Annotated in this window: 13 protein-coding genes; 10 read left to right on the top strand and 3 right to left on the bottom strand. The window is 62.3% G+C overall.

Annotation, left to right across the window (positions count from 1 at the left end; translation table 11 throughout):
- Window positions 1-9 precede the first annotated feature (9 nt).
- Both B8784_RS05550 and B8784_RS05545 read left to right on the top strand, forming a co-directional pair.
- Window positions 10-2142, top strand: coding sequence for a TonB-dependent siderophore receptor (locus B8784_RS05550; protein ID WP_084396605.1), 2133 nt, complete (start codon window positions 10-12; stop codon window positions 2140-2142).
- On the top strand, window positions 2142-3365 hold the full coding sequence (locus B8784_RS05545; protein WP_084396604.1) for a PepSY-associated TM helix domain-containing protein: 1224 nt from the start codon (window positions 2142-2144) through the stop codon (window positions 3363-3365). Before B8784_RS05550 ends, B8784_RS05545 begins: the two co-directional genes overlap by 1 nt.
- 72 nt (window positions 3366-3437) lie before the next feature.
- On the opposite strand, the gene B8784_RS05540 is transcribed toward B8784_RS05545, so the two are convergent.
- Both B8784_RS05540 and B8784_RS05535 read right to left on the bottom strand, forming a co-directional pair.
- Complete coding sequence (locus B8784_RS05540) at window positions 3438-3623, bottom strand: hypothetical protein (protein WP_084396603.1); 186 nt, start codon at window positions 3621-3623, stop codon at window positions 3438-3440.
- A gap of 187 nt (window positions 3624-3810) precedes the next feature.
- A complete protein-coding gene (locus B8784_RS05535; RefSeq protein WP_084396694.1) occupies window positions 3811-4698 on the bottom strand; it encodes a LysR family transcriptional regulator in 888 nt (295 codons plus the stop codon).
- Between the two features lie 101 nt (window positions 4699-4799).
- Between B8784_RS05535 and metE the strand changes: the two genes are divergently transcribed.
- From metE to B8784_RS05505, 6 genes are all read left to right on the top strand, one after another.
- Window positions 4800-7076 carry a 5-methyltetrahydropteroyltriglutamate--homocysteine S-methyltransferase gene (gene metE / locus B8784_RS05530; protein WP_084396602.1) on the top strand — a complete coding sequence of 759 codons (2277 nt, stop codon included), beginning with the start codon at window positions 4800-4802 and terminating at the stop codon, window positions 7074-7076.
- A gap of 282 nt (window positions 7077-7358) precedes the next feature.
- Complete coding sequence (locus B8784_RS05525; protein WP_084396601.1) at window positions 7359-8267, top strand: helix-turn-helix domain-containing protein; 909 nt, start codon at window positions 7359-7361, stop codon at window positions 8265-8267.
- A gap of 197 nt (window positions 8268-8464) precedes the next feature.
- Window positions 8465-10495, top strand: a complete 2031-nt coding sequence (locus B8784_RS05520) for a TonB-dependent siderophore receptor (protein WP_084396600.1) — start codon at window positions 8465-8467, stop codon at window positions 10493-10495.
- The gene (locus tag B8784_RS05515; protein WP_084396599.1) at window positions 10495-11025 is read left to right on the top strand and encodes a hypothetical protein; all 531 of its coding nucleotides are present in this window, start codon (window positions 10495-10497) and stop codon (window positions 11023-11025) included. Before B8784_RS05520 ends, B8784_RS05515 begins: the two co-directional genes overlap by 1 nt.
- Window positions 11022-11402 (top strand): cupin domain-containing protein, encoded by a 381-nt coding sequence (locus B8784_RS05510; protein ID WP_143435312.1) that lies wholly within the window; start codon window positions 11022-11024, stop codon window positions 11400-11402. Before B8784_RS05515 ends, B8784_RS05510 begins: the two co-directional genes overlap by 4 nt.
- A gap of 2 nt (window positions 11403-11404) precedes the next feature.
- Entirely contained in the window at window positions 11405-12286 is an 882-nt protein-coding gene (locus tag B8784_RS05505) for a PepSY-associated TM helix domain-containing protein (protein WP_084396597.1), read from the top strand.
- Window positions 12287-12704: 418 nt separating this feature from the next.
- Here B8784_RS05505 and B8784_RS05500 read toward each other — a convergent pair whose 3' ends face one another.
- Window positions 12705-14372 (bottom strand): FAD-dependent oxidoreductase, encoded by a 1668-nt coding sequence (locus B8784_RS05500; protein WP_084396596.1) that lies wholly within the window; start codon window positions 14370-14372, stop codon window positions 12705-12707.
- Between the two features lie 280 nt (window positions 14373-14652).
- Between B8784_RS05500 and B8784_RS05495 the strand changes: the two genes are divergently transcribed.
- Window positions 14653-15327, top strand: coding sequence for a response regulator transcription factor (locus B8784_RS05495; RefSeq protein ID WP_084396595.1), 675 nt, complete (start codon window positions 14653-14655; stop codon window positions 15325-15327).
- Window positions 15320-16660 carry a HAMP domain-containing sensor histidine kinase gene (locus B8784_RS05490; RefSeq protein ID WP_084396594.1) on the top strand — a complete coding sequence of 447 codons (1341 nt, stop codon included), beginning with the start codon at window positions 15320-15322 and terminating at the stop codon, window positions 16658-16660. The genes B8784_RS05495 and B8784_RS05490 overlap by 8 nt, the downstream gene beginning before the upstream one ends.
- The last annotated feature ends 41 nt before the right edge of the window (window positions 16661-16701 follow it).

The following is a 16701-nucleotide window of genomic DNA, read 5'->3' as shown; positions in this document are numbered from 1 at the left end:
GGAAGCCCTATGTCTTGCAAACGTCTCGCTACAGCCACTTGTCTGTTCTGTCTCACCGGCGCCCCTATGGCGGCGCAGGAAGCCGGCACGGTAGAGGAGGCTGAGCCGGCCTATCAGGATGTGATCATCGTGACCGGGCGCGCGGAGGAACTCTACCGGGTCAGGGAAACCACATCGGGCAAGTTGCCGACCGAACCGCTGGCTTCCAGCCAGGCGATTACGGTCATTACCGAAGACCTGATCCATGACCAGGGCGCGCGCACCGCTCAGGATCTCTACCGCAACATTTCCGGCGTGTCGGTGTTCAGCTATGCTGGTGTAACCGCCCGCGGGTTCCGCCAGGAGGAGAACTTTTACGACGGGCTGCGCGGGGATCCGTATTCCGGCTTTTCCGTGCCGCAGACCTTCAATATCGAGCGGGTCGAATTCCTCAAAGGGCCAGCGGGGATGCTCTATGGCCAGACCGCGCCTGGCGGCCTGTTCAATTATGTCTCCAAGAAGCCTGAATTCGAACGCTCGGTTGAGCTTCGCGGTGTCGTAGGCAACCGGGAGCGCTATGGTGGGTCGATCGAGGCGACGGGGCCGATCACCGACGATCTCGCTTTCCGCGCCGGGGCATTTTACGAGGACAGCGACGATTTCCGCTGGAATGCGGATGAAGAGACCCTGATCCTCGAAGCCGCCCTCAAGAAGACGTTCGATCTCGGCGCGTTCACCGTTCAGGCAACCCATTATGATATCGATCTTGGCGGCAACCGGCTGCGCGGGGTCCCGACCGATGATGAGGGCAATTTCATTGCCGACCGGCGCTGGAACCACAATGAGGCGAGCGACTTCCTGACCCTCGACTCGAATGTCCTGCAGACCATCCTGGAACTCAGCCCGTCGGAAAGCCTATCGCTCGATTTCCGGGCGCGGTATATCGATGCCGAGGAAAGCCAAGAATATCACGAGCCACGTGGGCTGTTCGACTCCGATGGCGACGGCGAAGTTGATTCCAGCATTCGTGAATTCCGCGACCAGTTTCGCACCTATGAAAGCTTGTCGCTTGGCACCAATGCGATCTGGTCGGCCGATCTCGGCCCCGTGGACAACCGCGTGCTCGCCGGTATGGACTATTACACCGACGACGGCACGCTGAACTATTACCGGGCCCGCGGCACGACGACCGAGACGCCAGGGCTGCCGACGCCGTTGCGGCTGGAAGATCCCAATTATGGCGAGACCGATCCCTCGACCTACGACCTCAGCTATATCTATCCGGATGACCGCCCGACCAGCGCCCGGCGAGCCGGCTTCTATCTCCTTGAAGAGGCGACGCTTGGCCCGCTCGTGATGGTCGTTGGCGGACGCTATGACGACTATAAGGACGAGATGCAGGGCAATTCCTATGATGGCGATGCCTGGACATGGCGCGCTGGCCTCACCTACCGGGTAACGGAGGAGTTCTCCTTCTTCGGACAGTATGCCACCAGCTTTGAGCCGCAGGGCATTGCCGAACAGGATCCGCTGGCCGGCGGCCCGTTCGACCCGCTAACGGGAGACATCTATGAAGCCGGGATCAAGACGGCGCTGCTGGATGGCGCCGTCCAGTCCAGCCTGTCAGTCTACCAGATCAAGCGCGAGAATGTGCTTCAGTCCGATCCGGCAGGTGATCCAGGCGGCGACGGGGTCGATGATTTCGTCGCTTTCGGGGAAGTCACCAGCAAGGGGATCGATGCCGATCTTTCCGCCGACCTCACGCCCGACTGGGTGCTTGTCGTGAACTATGCCTATAACGACACCAAGATCACCAAGGACAATGGCGGAGGCGGTTTCAGCCTGAATGTCGGCGACCGTTTCCCGAATGCGCCGAAACACCAGCTCGGCTTCTGGACGCGTTACCAGTTCCGGCCGCTTGGTCTCGCCGTGGCGCTGGGTGGCGACTATGTCTCCGAACGCCGGTCGATCAGCGACCAGCGCGTCAAACCCTATTTCGTCTTCGACGGGTCGATCATCTATTCCTATGAAGACTGGGAGGTGATGCTGCGCGTCGACAACATCTTCGACAAAACCTATGCGTCCTCGGGCTTCATCGACCGCACTGGACACTTTCCGGGCCGACCGCGCACCGCATTCGTGGAGCTTAGCCGGCATTTCTGATGGAGCAGACGAGGGCGAAGCTGTGGCGCTGGGCGTGGCCGAAACGGGCACGCCTGTGGTGGCTGGTTCATCAATGGGCCGGGCTGAAGCTTTCCATCCTGCTTACTTTCATCTTCGCAACGGGCACGCTTGCCGTCCTCTCGCATGAGATTGACTGGCTGTTCCATCCGAGCCTTCGGGTCGACATGGCTACGGTCGAGGGTGAGACGAACTGGGAAGCCATTGCAACGGCGGCCCTGGCGCAGCCGGAGACCGCATCGATCCGCTCGATCGATGCGCCGGAAGCTGGGGCGTTCGCTGCTCAGGTGACGATTACCCGGCCTGACGGCTCGCTTGCTTTCCTCAATGCGCACCCGACCACTGGAGAGATCCAGGGTGTGCAGTCCTGGGTCGGCGCCCAGCGCATCCTGCGCAACATGCACCGGCATCTGAACATGCCGCTCGATATCGGCGTGCCTCTTGTTTCGGTGCTGTCCTTCCTGCTCCTGGCCAGCTTTTTCTCCAGCCTTGTCGTCTACAAACGCTGGTGGCGCGGTTTCTTCCGACCGATACGCTGGCGCAATGCGCGCACGGCGCTGGGCGACCTGCACCGGTTGTCCGGAGTCTGGTCGCTCTGGTTTGTTCTCCTGATGGCTGTGACGGGGGTGTGGTATTTTGCAGAGAGCGTCGGCTTGCAAGCCCCGCCAGCCGTGGCGGAAAAGGCAGAGACGGTCATCGCGCCGGCAGAGGCCGCCACTGCCTTGCCACCCAGCCTCACCGTCGCCCGGCAGGAATTCCCCGGCCTTGCCCTCGACCGGATCATCTTTCCGACCCGTCCGGGGCAGGCCTTCCGCTTCGAAGGGCATGCTGACGCCATTCTTGTGCGTCCCCGTGCCAATGCGGTTTGGACCGAACCGGCCACAGCTGAGGTCCTGGCCGTGCGGCATGGAGAAGAGCTCAGCTTGCACCAGCGCATCTCGGAGGCAGCCGATCCGCTGCATTTCGGATATTTCGGCGGGTACTGGACAAAGCTGATCTGGTTCGTCTTTGGGCTTGCGTTGACCTTTCTCGCTGTGTCCGGCGTGGCGATCTATGCCGCGCGTCTGGTCCGGAAGACACGCGAAGGTGGGCCCGGCGCGATCCGCCTGGCATGGAACGGAATGGGCGTGTGGAAATGGCCGGCGACGGCTGCGGTTCTCGCGGGGTTCGTATTGCTGTATCCGCTCGTGGTGGGGCCAAGATAACCCGTCGGGGCGAGCAGCCTGACGATCTCGCCCCCTGACCAGAGCACGCTTATCCGCGAGGGGCGATAAGCGTCACGAATTGGCGACTAGAGCCCAGCCGAGACCGAGCAGGCCGGCGCCCGCGGCAAGCGCCGCAAGAGCGTCGGGCCAGCCATCGATCAGCAGCGCGGCAATGAGGCCGGCCAGGCTTATGACGGACAGGAGGAGGGGAAGCGCGACGCCGGTGGACAGAACAGACTTCAGAGCAATCGTTTTCACGGCACATCCCCTTGGGCAAAACTCCTGGAAGGGCCTGTAATTGCAATTCATTCGCACATCAAGGGAGCGCATACAGGGCTGCAGACGGAGCAAGGCGGCTAATGGCTCTTCAATGTCCAGATAGGCTGGGGAGGGCGGTTATGAGATACGTCTCTGTTCGCGCCAGGCGCGGCATTATCGATGGGGCCTAGACAGGCGCTGTTTCGGCCAGCTTCAGGAAGCCCTTGATATAATCGGTCCCGGCGTCGTTGCGTCTCAGCCCGATATGGATGCTCTTGGCGATGCCCTCGCGCCCGATGCGCACGGGGCGCAGGGGCGTGTCGCCGGCATACTCCTTGACCAGCCAGTCCGGCATTGCGCTGACACCGCGTCCGGCGGCGACCAGCTGGAGCATCAGGTCCGAGGTTTCGACCGTGCGGTGGCGGCGGGGGATCCGTCCCGCAGGCACAAGGAATTGCGTGAACACATCCAGACGCTCGCGCTCGACCGGATAGGTGATGAGCGTCTCTGCATCGAGGTCTTCCGGCTCGACATGAGGTTTCGAAGCCAGCGGGTGATCGGCGCGGACCGCCAGGACGAGTTCATAGTCGAAGACCGGATGATAGCTGAGCGCCGGGCGGCTCAGCGGGTCCGGGGTGACCAGAAGATCGATTTCATGGCCGAGCAAGGCGCTCAGCCCGCCGAACTGAAAGGCGGTGCTGACATTCAGGTCCACGCGTGGCCAGGCAGCGAGGTAAGGCGTTATGACCCGCATCAGCCATTGCTCGCAGGGGTGGCACTCCATACCGATCCGCAGCGCGCCGCGCCCGCCGCCGGCGAAGTCCTCAAGCACGGTTTCGGCATGCGCCAGCTGGGGCAGGAGCCGGTTGGCGAGCGAGGCCAGATAGTCTCCGGCCTGGGTGAGCCGAATGCCGCGTCCCTCTCGCTCCCAAAGCGTGACGCCGTAGCGCTCCTCGAACCGGCGCATGGCGTGGCTGACGGCCGATTGCGTCATGTGCAGCCGGTCGGCCGCTGCGGTCAGACTGCCGGTCCGCTCGATTTCCCGGAGAATGGAGAGGGATTGGGTGTCAATCATATACATGACGTATCGTCATGAGTTCGTGAAAACAATCCATTTTTCGTCATGTGATAGGCTGTCTAGGCTCAGGCCAGTTTCAACAAGCAAGGAGACTGGACATGGCCCATGCGGCAAATCTCGGCTTTCCCCGGATCGGGGCCAAGCGGGAGCTCAAGAAAGCTACGGAATACTATTGGAAAAACGAGATTTCGCGTGCCGAGCTGGAGCGGGTCGGCCTTGAGCTGCGTCGGCGCCACTGGGGCCACCAGCGCCAGGCCGGCCTTGGCATCATCCCGTCAAACGACTTCTCCTTCTACGACCAGGTGCTCGACATGACTGCCACGCTGGGCGCGGTGCCCGAGCGGTTCGGTCCGGTCGAGGGCGATGTCGATCTCGACACCTATTTCGACATGGCCCGCGGTACGCCGGAGGCGCCGGCGATGGAAATGACGAAATGGTTCGACACGAATTACCACTATATCGTGCCGGAGTTCACGAAGGGGCAGCGCTTCCGGCTCGCCTCCAGCAAGGCGCTGGACGAGTTCAAGGAGGCAAGGAAGATGGGGCTGACCACGCGGCCGGTTCTGCTCGGGCCCGTCAGCTGGCTGAGCCTTGGCAAGGGGAAGGCGCCAAGTCTCGATCCGCTGGACCTGCTTGAAGAGGTCTTGCCGGTCTATGCCGAACTGCTCGGCAAGCTGAAGGATGCCGGTGCCGAATGGGTGCAGATCGACGAACCCGTTCTTGTGCTCGATCTGTCAGACAGGCAGAAGGACGCCTTCAAAACAGCCATGCAGACGCTGTCGGCGGCTGGCCCGAAGCTCATGCTCGCCACCTATTTCGGCGGCCTCGGTGACAATCTTTCGCTCGCGACCTCGCTGCCGGTCGACGGTCTTCACATTGATCTGGTGCGGGCGCCGGAGCAGCTTGATGATGTGCTCGCGCGAATTGCGGATCGTCACCTGTCGCTTGGGCTGGTCGACGGGCGCAATGTCTGGCGCGCAGATCTCGATAGCTGTCTCGACCTCGCCGAACGCGCGGTCAAAGCCATCGGAACGGATCGCGTCGAGATCGCGCCGTCCTGCTCGCTGCTGCATGTGCCGGTCGATCTCGACCAGGAGAAGACGCTGGACGACGAACTCAGGAGCTGGCTCGCCTTTGCACGGCAAAAACTCGATGAAGTGGCCGTTCTGGCCACGGCCCTGAACGAGGGCCGCGAGGCGGTTGCCGACACATTCGATGCCTCCGTCAAGGCGAACAAGGCGCGCAAGGCATCGCCACGCATCCACAATCCGGCCGTGGCCGAACGCCTCTCGAAGGTTGGGCCGTCGGACCTGACGCGCCAGAGCCCCTATGCCGAGCGCCGTGTAAAGCAGGCAAAGATCTTCGAACTGCCAACCTTTCCGACCACGACCATCGGCTCCTTCCCGCAGACCAGGGACGTGCGCAAGGCCCGGGCTGCCAACCGGCGCGGGGACATGGATGACCAGTCCTATGAAGCCTTCCTGAAGGCGCAGACGAAGGACTGCATCGCCTATCAGGAAGAGGCTGGGCTGGATGTGCTTGTTCATGGCGAGTTCGAGCGCAATGACATGGTCGAGTATTTCGGCGAGCAGCTCGACGGCTTCGCCTTCACCAAGCAGGGGTGGGTGCAATCCTATGGCTCGCGCTGTGTGAAACCGCCCATCATCTTTGGCGATGTTTCCCGGCCGGGCCCGATGACGGTGGACTGGCTGCGTTATGCGCAATCGCTGACGGACAAGCCGGTGAAGGGTATGCTGACCGGGCCGGTCACCATTCTCAACTGGTCCTTCGTGCGCAATGACCAGCCGCGTTCGGAGACCTGCCGCCAGATCGCGCTCGCCATTCGCGACGAGGTGCAGGATCTTGAAGCCGCCGGCATCGGCATGATCCAGATCGACGAGGCGGCGCTCAGGGAAGGCCTGCCACTGCGCCGGGCCGACTGGGAAGCCTATCTCGATTGGGCCGTTGGCGCGTTCCGTCTCGCAGCGTCGGGCGTGAGAGACGAAACCCAGATCCATACCCATATGTGCTACAGTGAGTTCAATGACATCATGAAGGCGATTGCCGCCATGGATGCCGATGTCATCTCCATCGAGACCTCACGCTCGGACATGGAGCTTCTAGACGCCTTTGCCGCCTATGAATATCCCAATGAGATCGGCCCGGGTGTCTGGGATATTCACTCGCCGCGTGTGCCGGATGCGGATGCGATGGAAGACCTGCTCCGGAAAGCGAGCCGCGTGGTCCCGGCAGAGCGGCTCTGGGTCAATCCCGATTGCGGCCTGAAGACCCGTGGCTGGCCGGAGGTGAAGTCCTCCATCGCGCATCTGGTCGCGGCCGCACAGGCCATGCGAAGCGCTGTTCCGGCAGAGTAGTAGAGGCCGGAGCCAAGGCGCCGCGCATTCACCTGGTCTCTGCGGGGGATGCGCGGTGTACGCCGGGACGAGGCGTTTCGGGAGGCGGTTGAAAATGATTGTCAATTGCAGTGTGGGGCGCATAATGAGCTCATGCTCATAAGACCTGAACTGAAGACTTTTGACGTTTCGTCAGCCAGGCAGCTTATGCCGAAGCCTGTCCGGGCCATGTCGTGATGGGGCCGGCCATAGGACGGTGCTCTTTCGCGCGTCCGATCCGCGCCTGTGGATCAGGGGGCGGCCATGCTGCAGCCTGATCAGCCGATGAGGGGCCGCCAGGGGGCAGGCGAAAGCGGTGTGCGAGGGCCCGCCGCTTCCACCTGGTCCTATACAGCCTCCACGAGCGTCTGTGTCTCCGGCGGGACGAATTATCGGCCTTCCGCACGTGTGGAGACCGAACCGCTGCACAAGGGGGTGAAGCTCATCCTGCTTCTGAGCGGGCAGCTTCACTGCTGTTTGCCGGATGGCGATGAGGTCTTCATCAGTGGCCCGTGTCTGTGTTCGGTTGTCAATGACGGCGACTATCTCGCAAGCCAGGCGTTTCAGCCCGATGAGATCTTGCGCTATATCGTGGTGAGCTTCGACCAACAGACCGGGGCGGCTTTTTTCGATGGGCCGTCCAGGGGCCTGGGCCTGCAAGCCGGCCGCACCATGCCCCGCCTCATTCGCGCACCGATTGACGAAGCGCTGGCCGGGCTTGGCCGTCAGATGCTGACCTGCCCAATGCGGCCCGATGCAGCCTCACTCTATATGGCGGGGAAGGGGCTGGAGCTTGCTGGGCTCGCGGCCGATCTTCTGGGGCGAAACACGCCGGACAGACCGGCTGGCGCCTTGTCGGCGGCTGATATGGAGCGCCTCGAAGAGGCCCGCCATATCTTGCTGACATCGCTTGACGAGGCCCCCGACATGCCCACGCTGGCGCGTCAGGTCGGGCTCAATATTCGAAAGCTGACGACAGGATTCAAGGCGCGTTACGGCATGACGCCGTCGAGCTTCCTCCAGGCGGCACGGCTCGATGCGGCGCATCGGATGATTGCCGCCGGTGAGTGGACCGTATCGCAGGCGGCCTGGCGGGTCGGGTATACACCGGCGGCCTTTTCCACCGCGTTCCGGCGGCGTTTCGGCATCGTTCCCAGCAGCCTCAGAATCTGAGCTTTCGCGAAAGCCTTCGTCGTTTTTGGCGAAAGCCACTGACGTTTCGCGGAAATGCGACTGCGAGTAATTTGCAGATATCGTATTTCCGACTGAAACGAGGTTTGTCCGTGTTTAGAGTTATCGCGTCCGCCTGGTGCCGGCGGCGTTTTTCCGTATGGTCCGTATCCTTCCTGGCTCTGGCGACCGCGCCTTGCGTGCATGCTCAAGAGGCTGGCGACGAAGCCGGCGAGGAGCTGGACACGATTATCGTGACCGGCACGCGCGTCCCGGCGACCGGCAGCAAGAGCGACACACCTGTGGTCGAGGTTCCGCAATCCCTCTCGATTGTCGGCAGCGAGCTCATGACCGCACAGGGCATTCAGACGGTCAGCCAGGCGATTGCCTATCAGGCTGGCGTGGCTAATGGGTCGACACCGGCAAATGGACGCTATGACCGGATCTCGCTGCGCGGCTTCGATGTCACCAATACGGGGGTGTTGCAGGATGGGCTGCGCGCGACAACCGCACAGACCTACACCAAGGCGGAGCCTTACGGGCTTGAGCGCATCGAGGTGCTGCGGGGGCCGGCTTCGGTGCTTTACGGACAGAATGCGCCGGGCGGCCTGGTCAATATGGTCAGCAAGCGTCCGACCGACACGCCGCTTTATGAGGTCGGAATTCAGACCGGGAGTTTCGATCGCATACAGGGCCAGTTCGATTTCAGCGGGCCGCTTAACGACGCCGTTGCCGTTCGTCTGACGGGGCTTGCGCGTGAGGCCGATACGCAGATTGAAGAGATCCCGGACAACAAGCTGTTCATCGCGCCAGCGCTTGCCTGGGAACCGGCGGCAGGCACGGAGATAACCCTGCTGACCAGCTATTCCTATGAAGAGTACGGTCCGCCGGCTTTCGGGGCGCCGATCGAGGGCACGCTTCTGCCGAACCCCAACGGCAAGGTGTCCCGTGATCTGTATACAGATGAACCTGGCGTCGACAATCACCGCGACCAGTTTGCGGCAGCCGTACTGCTGGATCAGGAGCTGGGCGGCGGATGGATGCTGCGCTCGGCCCTGCGCTATACGAGCACGGACTTCCTCAGCAATACGGTGAGCGCGCGCGGGGCGGCCGTCGATGGCCGGCTGCTCAACCGCTCCTATTACCGCTTCCGGATCGATGGCGATGTCTGGGCGACCGATAACCAAGTCTTCGGTGACTGGCAGATGGCCGATGTCGACATGAAAACCATGGTTGGGATCGACTATCGCCACACGCGTGAGGACTATTACCTCAAGGCAGGCCCGGCCGCACCGCTTGACGTGTTCGACCCGGTTTACGGCCAGCCATACGGTCCGGCGACGACGCCATTTTCAGACACATTGCAATCGTCCGATCAGACCGGTCTGTATGTCGAGCAACAGGCGCGGTTCGACAATGGGCTGATCTTTTCAGCCGCCCTGCGTCAGGACTGGTCGGATACGACAACAGAGGACCGGCTGGGCGCCAGCGACACGTCCCAGGACGATGAGGCTACGACATGGCGAGCCGGTGTGGTCTATCGCGGCCCCTGGGGCATGACCCCCTATGTCAGCTACTCGACGTCCTTCAATCCCATCCTGGGATCGGACTTCTATGGCGACCCTTATGAGCCCAGCGAAGGTGAGCAGGTGGAAGGCGGTCTGCGTTTCGAGCCTTCGGGGTGGCGAACCTATCTGACCTTGGCTGGCTACAGGCTGACGCAGACAAATGTTCGCACCACGGACCCTGACAACGCGCTGAACCAGATCCAGACGGGCGAGGTCCGCTCTCAGGGCTTTGAAGCGGAAGTCGTTTCCAGCCCTCTCGAGGGGCTCAATCTCGTCGCTTCGCTGACGCTGGCTGATCTGGAGGTGACGCACACAACCGACATGACAGCCCTCGGGCAGACGCCAACAGGTTCACCGGAAGAAACCGCCGCCTTGTGGGCCGACTACACCCTCTCTTCCGGCCCGCTCGACGGGCTCGGTTTCGGCGGTGGCGTTCGATATGTCGGCGAGACATATGCCGACGCGGCAAACACCATAACCGTGCCGGACTATACGGTGATTGACGCCATGCTGCGTTATGATTTCGGCGACTGGCGCGTCTCCCTCAATGCCAGCAACCTCTTCGATGAAGACTATTATGTCCGGTGCTCGACAAACAGTTGCGGCATCGGTGCAGAGAGAACCGTAATGGCGACGCTTCGCTATCGCTGGGGAGGAGAATAATGAGACAGCTTCTATTCGGACTGGCCGCCTTGTCACTGAGCGCGATCCCCAGTGCCAATAGTGCGGTGGCGCAAATCACAATGGAGAGCTCCTCCTCGGCAGAGGGGCTGGCCTGGCGCGGCGAGGAAGAGTGGCGCCTGAGCCTGGCAGATGAGGACGGCCACCTCAGGCTCGGCTTCATGCAGACGCCGGCGGGAGATTACCTTCTGACAGGCTCCCTGACGCTTGACGATGCAGAACTCGGTGTGACTGGATCGGGGCGGTGGCGTGATGATCAGCTGATCCTCGACCTGTCGGTCAGTGGCGGCGTCCGCGCTGTGGCGCCGGATGCAGGCAAGAAGAAGCTGTTCGAGGGGGAGACCACGCCGGACCGCCTGGATTCAGCCGGGTTCGCGATGATGCGCGTCGAGCTTGAAGCCGACACGCTCAACGGTGTGACCCAGCAATACCAGACCAATATCGTAACCGGGAACCGGGTGCAGGGGCCGGTCTATCGGGCGGGGACTGTCGAACACATCACCGCACCATGAAACGGATTTTCATCCACTCCTTCCTCCCGGGGCTTAGTGCTGCTGCGCCCATGATGCTTGCAGACTATGTTTGCGATGGCCCCTCCATGGTCGGGCTTGCCCGCATTGCTGCTGGCAGCACGGATCATTTTTGGGAGCGTCATGGCGGTGGCGACGAGCTTCTCTACATCTTCGAAGGGGCCGCACAGTTCACGGCTGTTCGGCATGATGGTGTGGAGGAGATGCTTGCTGTCGAAGCGGGCGATCTGCTTCTGTTGGCGCGTGATGAAGCCCATCGCGCGCATGTGTCTGAAGACTTGCGCTTGCTGTTCGTAACCCCGCGAGACGGCAACACAGCCTGGTCCGACGATCCCGATACGCCCTTGCGGCACGCCTGATCATGGACAGACGACGCAGACGGCAAAAAAGACGGCGGCTATGGCTGGCGATCCACCGCTGGATCGGTCTTGGGCTGGGGCTCCTGGTTGCGGCGATTGGCATAACCGGGGCCCTGCTTGTCTTCAAAGCGCCTATCTTGCGCTGGGAACTCGGCCCGGCGGCTTATGAGACTTCTGTCGAGGCGGGGCCGCGCATCACTGATGCTGCGGCGAAGGCGGCCGCGCTGGAGGCTTCATCTGACCTTGCCCCTGTGATGGGAGTCGCCGCGCCGTATGCGGGATTTTTCGACACGCCCAATCTCACTGTGTTTGGCCGTGTAAAAAGCCGGCCGGATGCGATGGCAGTGGTCTTCATCGATCCGTGGACGGGCGAACCGCGCGGCCAATTCATCTATCAGGATCTTTTCTTGGCCAGGATTATCGAATTTCATCGCGGCCTGTTGCTGTCGCCAATGATTGGCGGGCCAGTCGTGGCGGTGATCGGTCTTGTGCTGGCGGTGTCGATCGGTACCGGCGCATGGCTGTGGTGGCCGCGAACCGGCCGGTTGGGCGGTGTCCTCTACTTTCGGCGTGTGCGCGGTTTACGGGCATGGATGCTCCAGACCCACCGGGTGTTCGGCGCCTGGGCGATGATCCCGCTGATGGCGTTGGCTCTGACGGGTGTCTGGCTGGCTGCGCCTTTCCTGTGGCTCAGGCTGATGGGGATGAAAGCCGACCGGGCCGCCCTGTCCACACAATGGCATCATGCAATCGCCCGGCTGCATGCGGACTTGCTGCTCGGTCCGCTGGGGCAGGGGCTGGTGTTTCTGGCCGGGATGAGCCTGCCGGTTTTCTTCTTCACGGGGATCTGGCTGTGGTGGAAACGGCGGGGCGGTACGAGGTAGTAAGGATTGCTCACCTCCGCGGCGCGGAAAGGCTTCGGGCCGGATCGGCACCGGACAGAGTCGGTTGTTCATTTGCGGTCCTTGCCAATTTAACCCGGCCGCAAGATAAATCTCGCGGATTCCTCTCATCGTATTCTGCCGTTTCAGGCGAGCCGAATGTTTACGAACCGGGCGAGACGGGCGGCGGCCACCCAGAACATCAACTGTCCGAGCCTTGGCGCCCTTGCTGTGAATGGCGATGTGAATATCGGCGCCGAATGGTATATCGGCGACTTCTCCAGCCTTGCCATCGGTGTTTTCTACAAGGACATTGACGGCTTCGTCGGGGCGGAAACCCTCACCAATGTCCCTTATTGTTCGGACGGGGCCTTCCAATCCAGTAGGGCGGCGCGTGAGGCTGCACTGACCTGCGCCCCGGTCACGGGATCAGGACCGGTTTCCCGGTCTCTGCTTTTGGTTCACCAGTGGGGCGGTCGGCGGCACGCTTTGGCTGCGTGCTGCGAAGGATGTGATCGGCCGTGCGCAAGGAGAGGGCTGCGATCGTCAGCGTGGGATTGGCCCAGCCTGACGTGGGAAAGATCGAGCTGCCCGCGACATAGAGGTTGGCAAGCCCGAACACCCGGCCGTTGCGGTCGACCACGCCGCGCGAGGGATCGTCCGCCATGCGCGTGGTTCCCATATGGTGATACCCCCCGATAGGATGCGCACTGATTTGCGGATCGGTATGCCATCGGCGTTCTGCCCGGTTGAGCCATGGCGCCGCGTCCACCCGTCCGGCGCCGATGCGCTCCAGCTCGCGGCCCAGTGCATGGACCAGCCTGTCGACGGAATGGATGTCGAGATCGCTCATCTGCCAGTCCAGTTGCACACGACGAACCCCCAGCGTATCGCGCTCGTTCGCCAGCATGACGCGGCTGTCGGGGTTGGGGGCCTGTTCGGCACGGATGACCAGCGCTGCTTCGAGCCGGCCCAGCCGGGTGAGGAGCCAGGGGCGGGTCGGATCGACCAGCTTCTGGACGCGGCTGGCCGTTTTTTTCGCCACCCTCCACAACATGCGTGACCGGCGCGTCGGACTAAGATCGTGCTTTAGCCGCATATAGGCGCGCATCCCCATGAACCGGGTCCCGTCCTCGGGGCGTCTGCCCGCAATGGTGAGCGCGGAATTGAGCGTACGCTCGCGCTGTTGCAGCCCGGTACCGGCAGCGATCAGGGCCGCCACGGTCTGGCCGTCAATCTGGTGGCGTCGGCCAAAGGCATTGAGCAGGCGCCACAATTTTCCTGAGGTGACGCGCCCGCCTCGGGCATGCGGATGTTCCATGAAAAAGCGTCCGACAAGATCACGGTCATTGCCCAGCCCTTTCGTCTGCACCGTGTTCGAGACCAGCAGCAGACGCGGGTTCTCGATCCCACCCGCGGCCAGCACGAAGGTCCTTGCACGGATCGTAGCGCATTTGCCGTGCAGGCTACGGACCGTCGCCCATTTTATACTGCGGCCATTGTCCTCGGCTTCAATCGCGGTGACGGTTGCATGGGTAATGATCGAGCAGCGCGGGTGGTCGACCAGATCTTCGCACGAGGGAAAGGTGAAGCGGTTGAACTGACGGTCGAACTGCCATGTCCGCACTGCCAGTTCATCGTCCTCGAAATCCGGTATGGCGATACCGGCACGCTTCATGTCACGCGCCTGCGGCGCGGTGAGCGGAAGACCGAATTCCGGACGCGCCTGATCATAGTAATGGCGCAATTGTGCATAGTCGATGGGCCAGCCGGAATGAGGTACCCAGTCGCGGTGCTTGAGGTCGATCGGATCAAGTTCCGCGACGCGCCCGCCCCAGATCGCCGTGCTGCCGCCAAAGAAGCGTAGCCGCGCATGGTCCAGCGCATAGTACTCCTCGCCGACATTCTGCCCGGCATTCAGGCTCGCGGGGCCGCTTTCATAATCCAGGCCGCCCGATTCCAGCACGGTAACGGTTCGTCCCTCACGCAAAAAACGGCGCGCCATGGTAATGGCCGCCACACCGGCGCCGATAATGCAGATATCGGTCAGATGACTGTCCATCGTGGAAAGGTTGAAATCGAAATGCATGGCGACACCTGCTCACAGGATTGGGACGTAACCGCCGGCAAGCGCTCGAACGGGCTCGGTTGGCCGGGACGCGGGGCCGGTCGCCCGTCCGGATTGGGCGGGCGAGACGAGGAGATAGGGATGGCGCACGCTGTATCCGCCTATAGAATTATTGAGAGTGCCCAATGTTCTGACGAGATGCAGGCATGCCGGGCCGTGAGCGGCTTGCAATCGGTTCGCTGGATCGGCCATCGGTAATGGGCATACGCGACTGCCTGCTTGCGCTGCCGGGGAATCGACCATGAAAATCCTGCTGATCGATGACGACGCCGAACTCGCCACCAATCTCGCCGAGAAACTGGACGCCGCGGGCAAGACGCTCGAGATCGAGCATGAGGGGCGCGCGGGGCTGCGCCGGGCGGAGACGGAAGGCTTCGACGTGGTTATCGTCGACTGCATGTTGCCCGATATGCACGGCGTCGATCTGGTCAGGGACTTGCGCACCAGCGGCGAAAGCTGCCCGGTGCTGATCCTGACCGCGCTCGGCGCAATCGAGGACCGGGTAAGAGGGCTGCGTGCAGGGGCTGACGATTATCTGGTGAAGCCATTCGTCTTCGATGAGCTGGCCGCCCGGATCGACGCATTGGCAAGGCGCGGCAGCGCGGTGATCGGCGATACGCTGGCCGTTGGCACGGTCAAGATCGACCGCATCCGCCGCGATGTCTGGCGCGAGGGCAGGCGGATTGTCCTGCAGGCGCGCGAGTTCGAGATCCTGGAGCGCTTGATGCGTCAGCCCGATATGGTGGTGTCGCGTGCCATGCTTCTGGAACATGTCTGGCATATCCACTTCGACCCGCAGACCAATATCGTGGAAACCCATATGAGCCGCCTGCGTCAGAAGTTGAATGCCGGGTTCAATGACGATCTGATCAGGACGATCCGCGGGGTCGGCTATATGTTCCAGAGCGATGCGTAGACCAGCCCTGACCCTCCGGCATTTCTCGATGCTGTTCATCGCATTCTACACGCTGGTGACCCTGATCGTGGGGGCAGGTGTCTACTTGTTCGGCGACGACCTCTTGCGCGATCAGATGGAGGACCGGATCGAGGCTGAAAGCGCCTATCTCTTTGTCGCCTATGAGCGCGGCGGCGTGCCCCTCCTGCAAACGGTTCTGCAGGCGCGCGACGACCGGGGCGTCAATGCGCTTGGCTATCTGCTGGTCGACCGGGACGGTCACAGGATCGGCGGAGAGCTGCGCACCACACCGCCCGCTCCGGGGTGGAGCGAGATCAGCTTTACCGACGGAAACGACGACCTGCACACGGCGCGTGCGCTGACACATGTCCTGTCGGACGGAAGTCGGCTGACGGTCGCGGTGGAAATGGCGCCTTCCGAGGAGTTGCTGCACATCACGATCGGTATACTGGTTTCAGGCATGCTGATCGTGCTGGCGGGCGGCATTCTTGGTACCATTCTGGTTACCCGCTTCATGCGGGGGCGGCTGGACAGCATGAACCGGACGGCACATGCGATCATTGCGGGCGACATGACCCAGCGGGTGCCCGAGGATGGCGCCGATGATGAATTCCGACAGCTTGCCGTCACCTTTAACCGGATGCTGGACAAAAACAGCGACCTGATTGCCAGCCTGCGTCAGGTCTCAAGCGGCATCGCCCACGACCTGCGCACGCCGATATCCCGCTTGCGCCGCCGGCTGGAAAATGCCCGCAACCTCTCTGAAGGCGGTCAGGACAATACACATGAGATCGAAGCCAGTATCGGACAGACCGATGACATATTGGCGCTCTTCGCTTCGCTGCTGCGGATTGCCGAAGTGGAATCGGGCGCTCTGCGTGAATATTTCGGGCCCGTGGACCTCAGTGATACGGCCGGGCTGATTGGCGAGATCTATACGCCGGTAGCGGAGGATTGCGGCCGCGAATTGACGATTGCGGTCGAGCCGGGCCTGTCTATCAGGGGTGACCGGGAACTGATCCTGCAGGCCCTGATCAACCTGCTGGAAAACGCGTTTCGCCACACCCCGCCGGGCACGACTGTCAATCTCCGCCTTGCCCGCCATGGTGACAAGGCGGCGTTGACGGTTTCCGACGATGGCCCCGGCGTTCCCGAAAGCCAGTTGCCCTCGCTGACCAGCCGCTTCTCGCGCGGGTCGCGCCATCGTGCCTCTCCAGGCTATGGGCTGGGACTTAACAGCGTAAAGGCGATTGCCCTCGCTCACGAGGCTGATCTGACCATCCGCAACGGGTCTCCAGGACTGGTCGTGCGCCTCGACTTTGCGCTAATTTGAGCGAGATCTGCCTCATGCGGGTGTCTCGCCGGGGATCGCCG

The sequence above is a fragment of the Henriciella aquimarina genome (genome assembly GCF_002088975.1).
Lineage (GTDB): Bacteria > Pseudomonadota > Alphaproteobacteria > Caulobacterales > Hyphomonadaceae > Henriciella > Henriciella aquimarina.
This window is presented reverse-complemented; position numbering and strand designations above follow the sequence as displayed.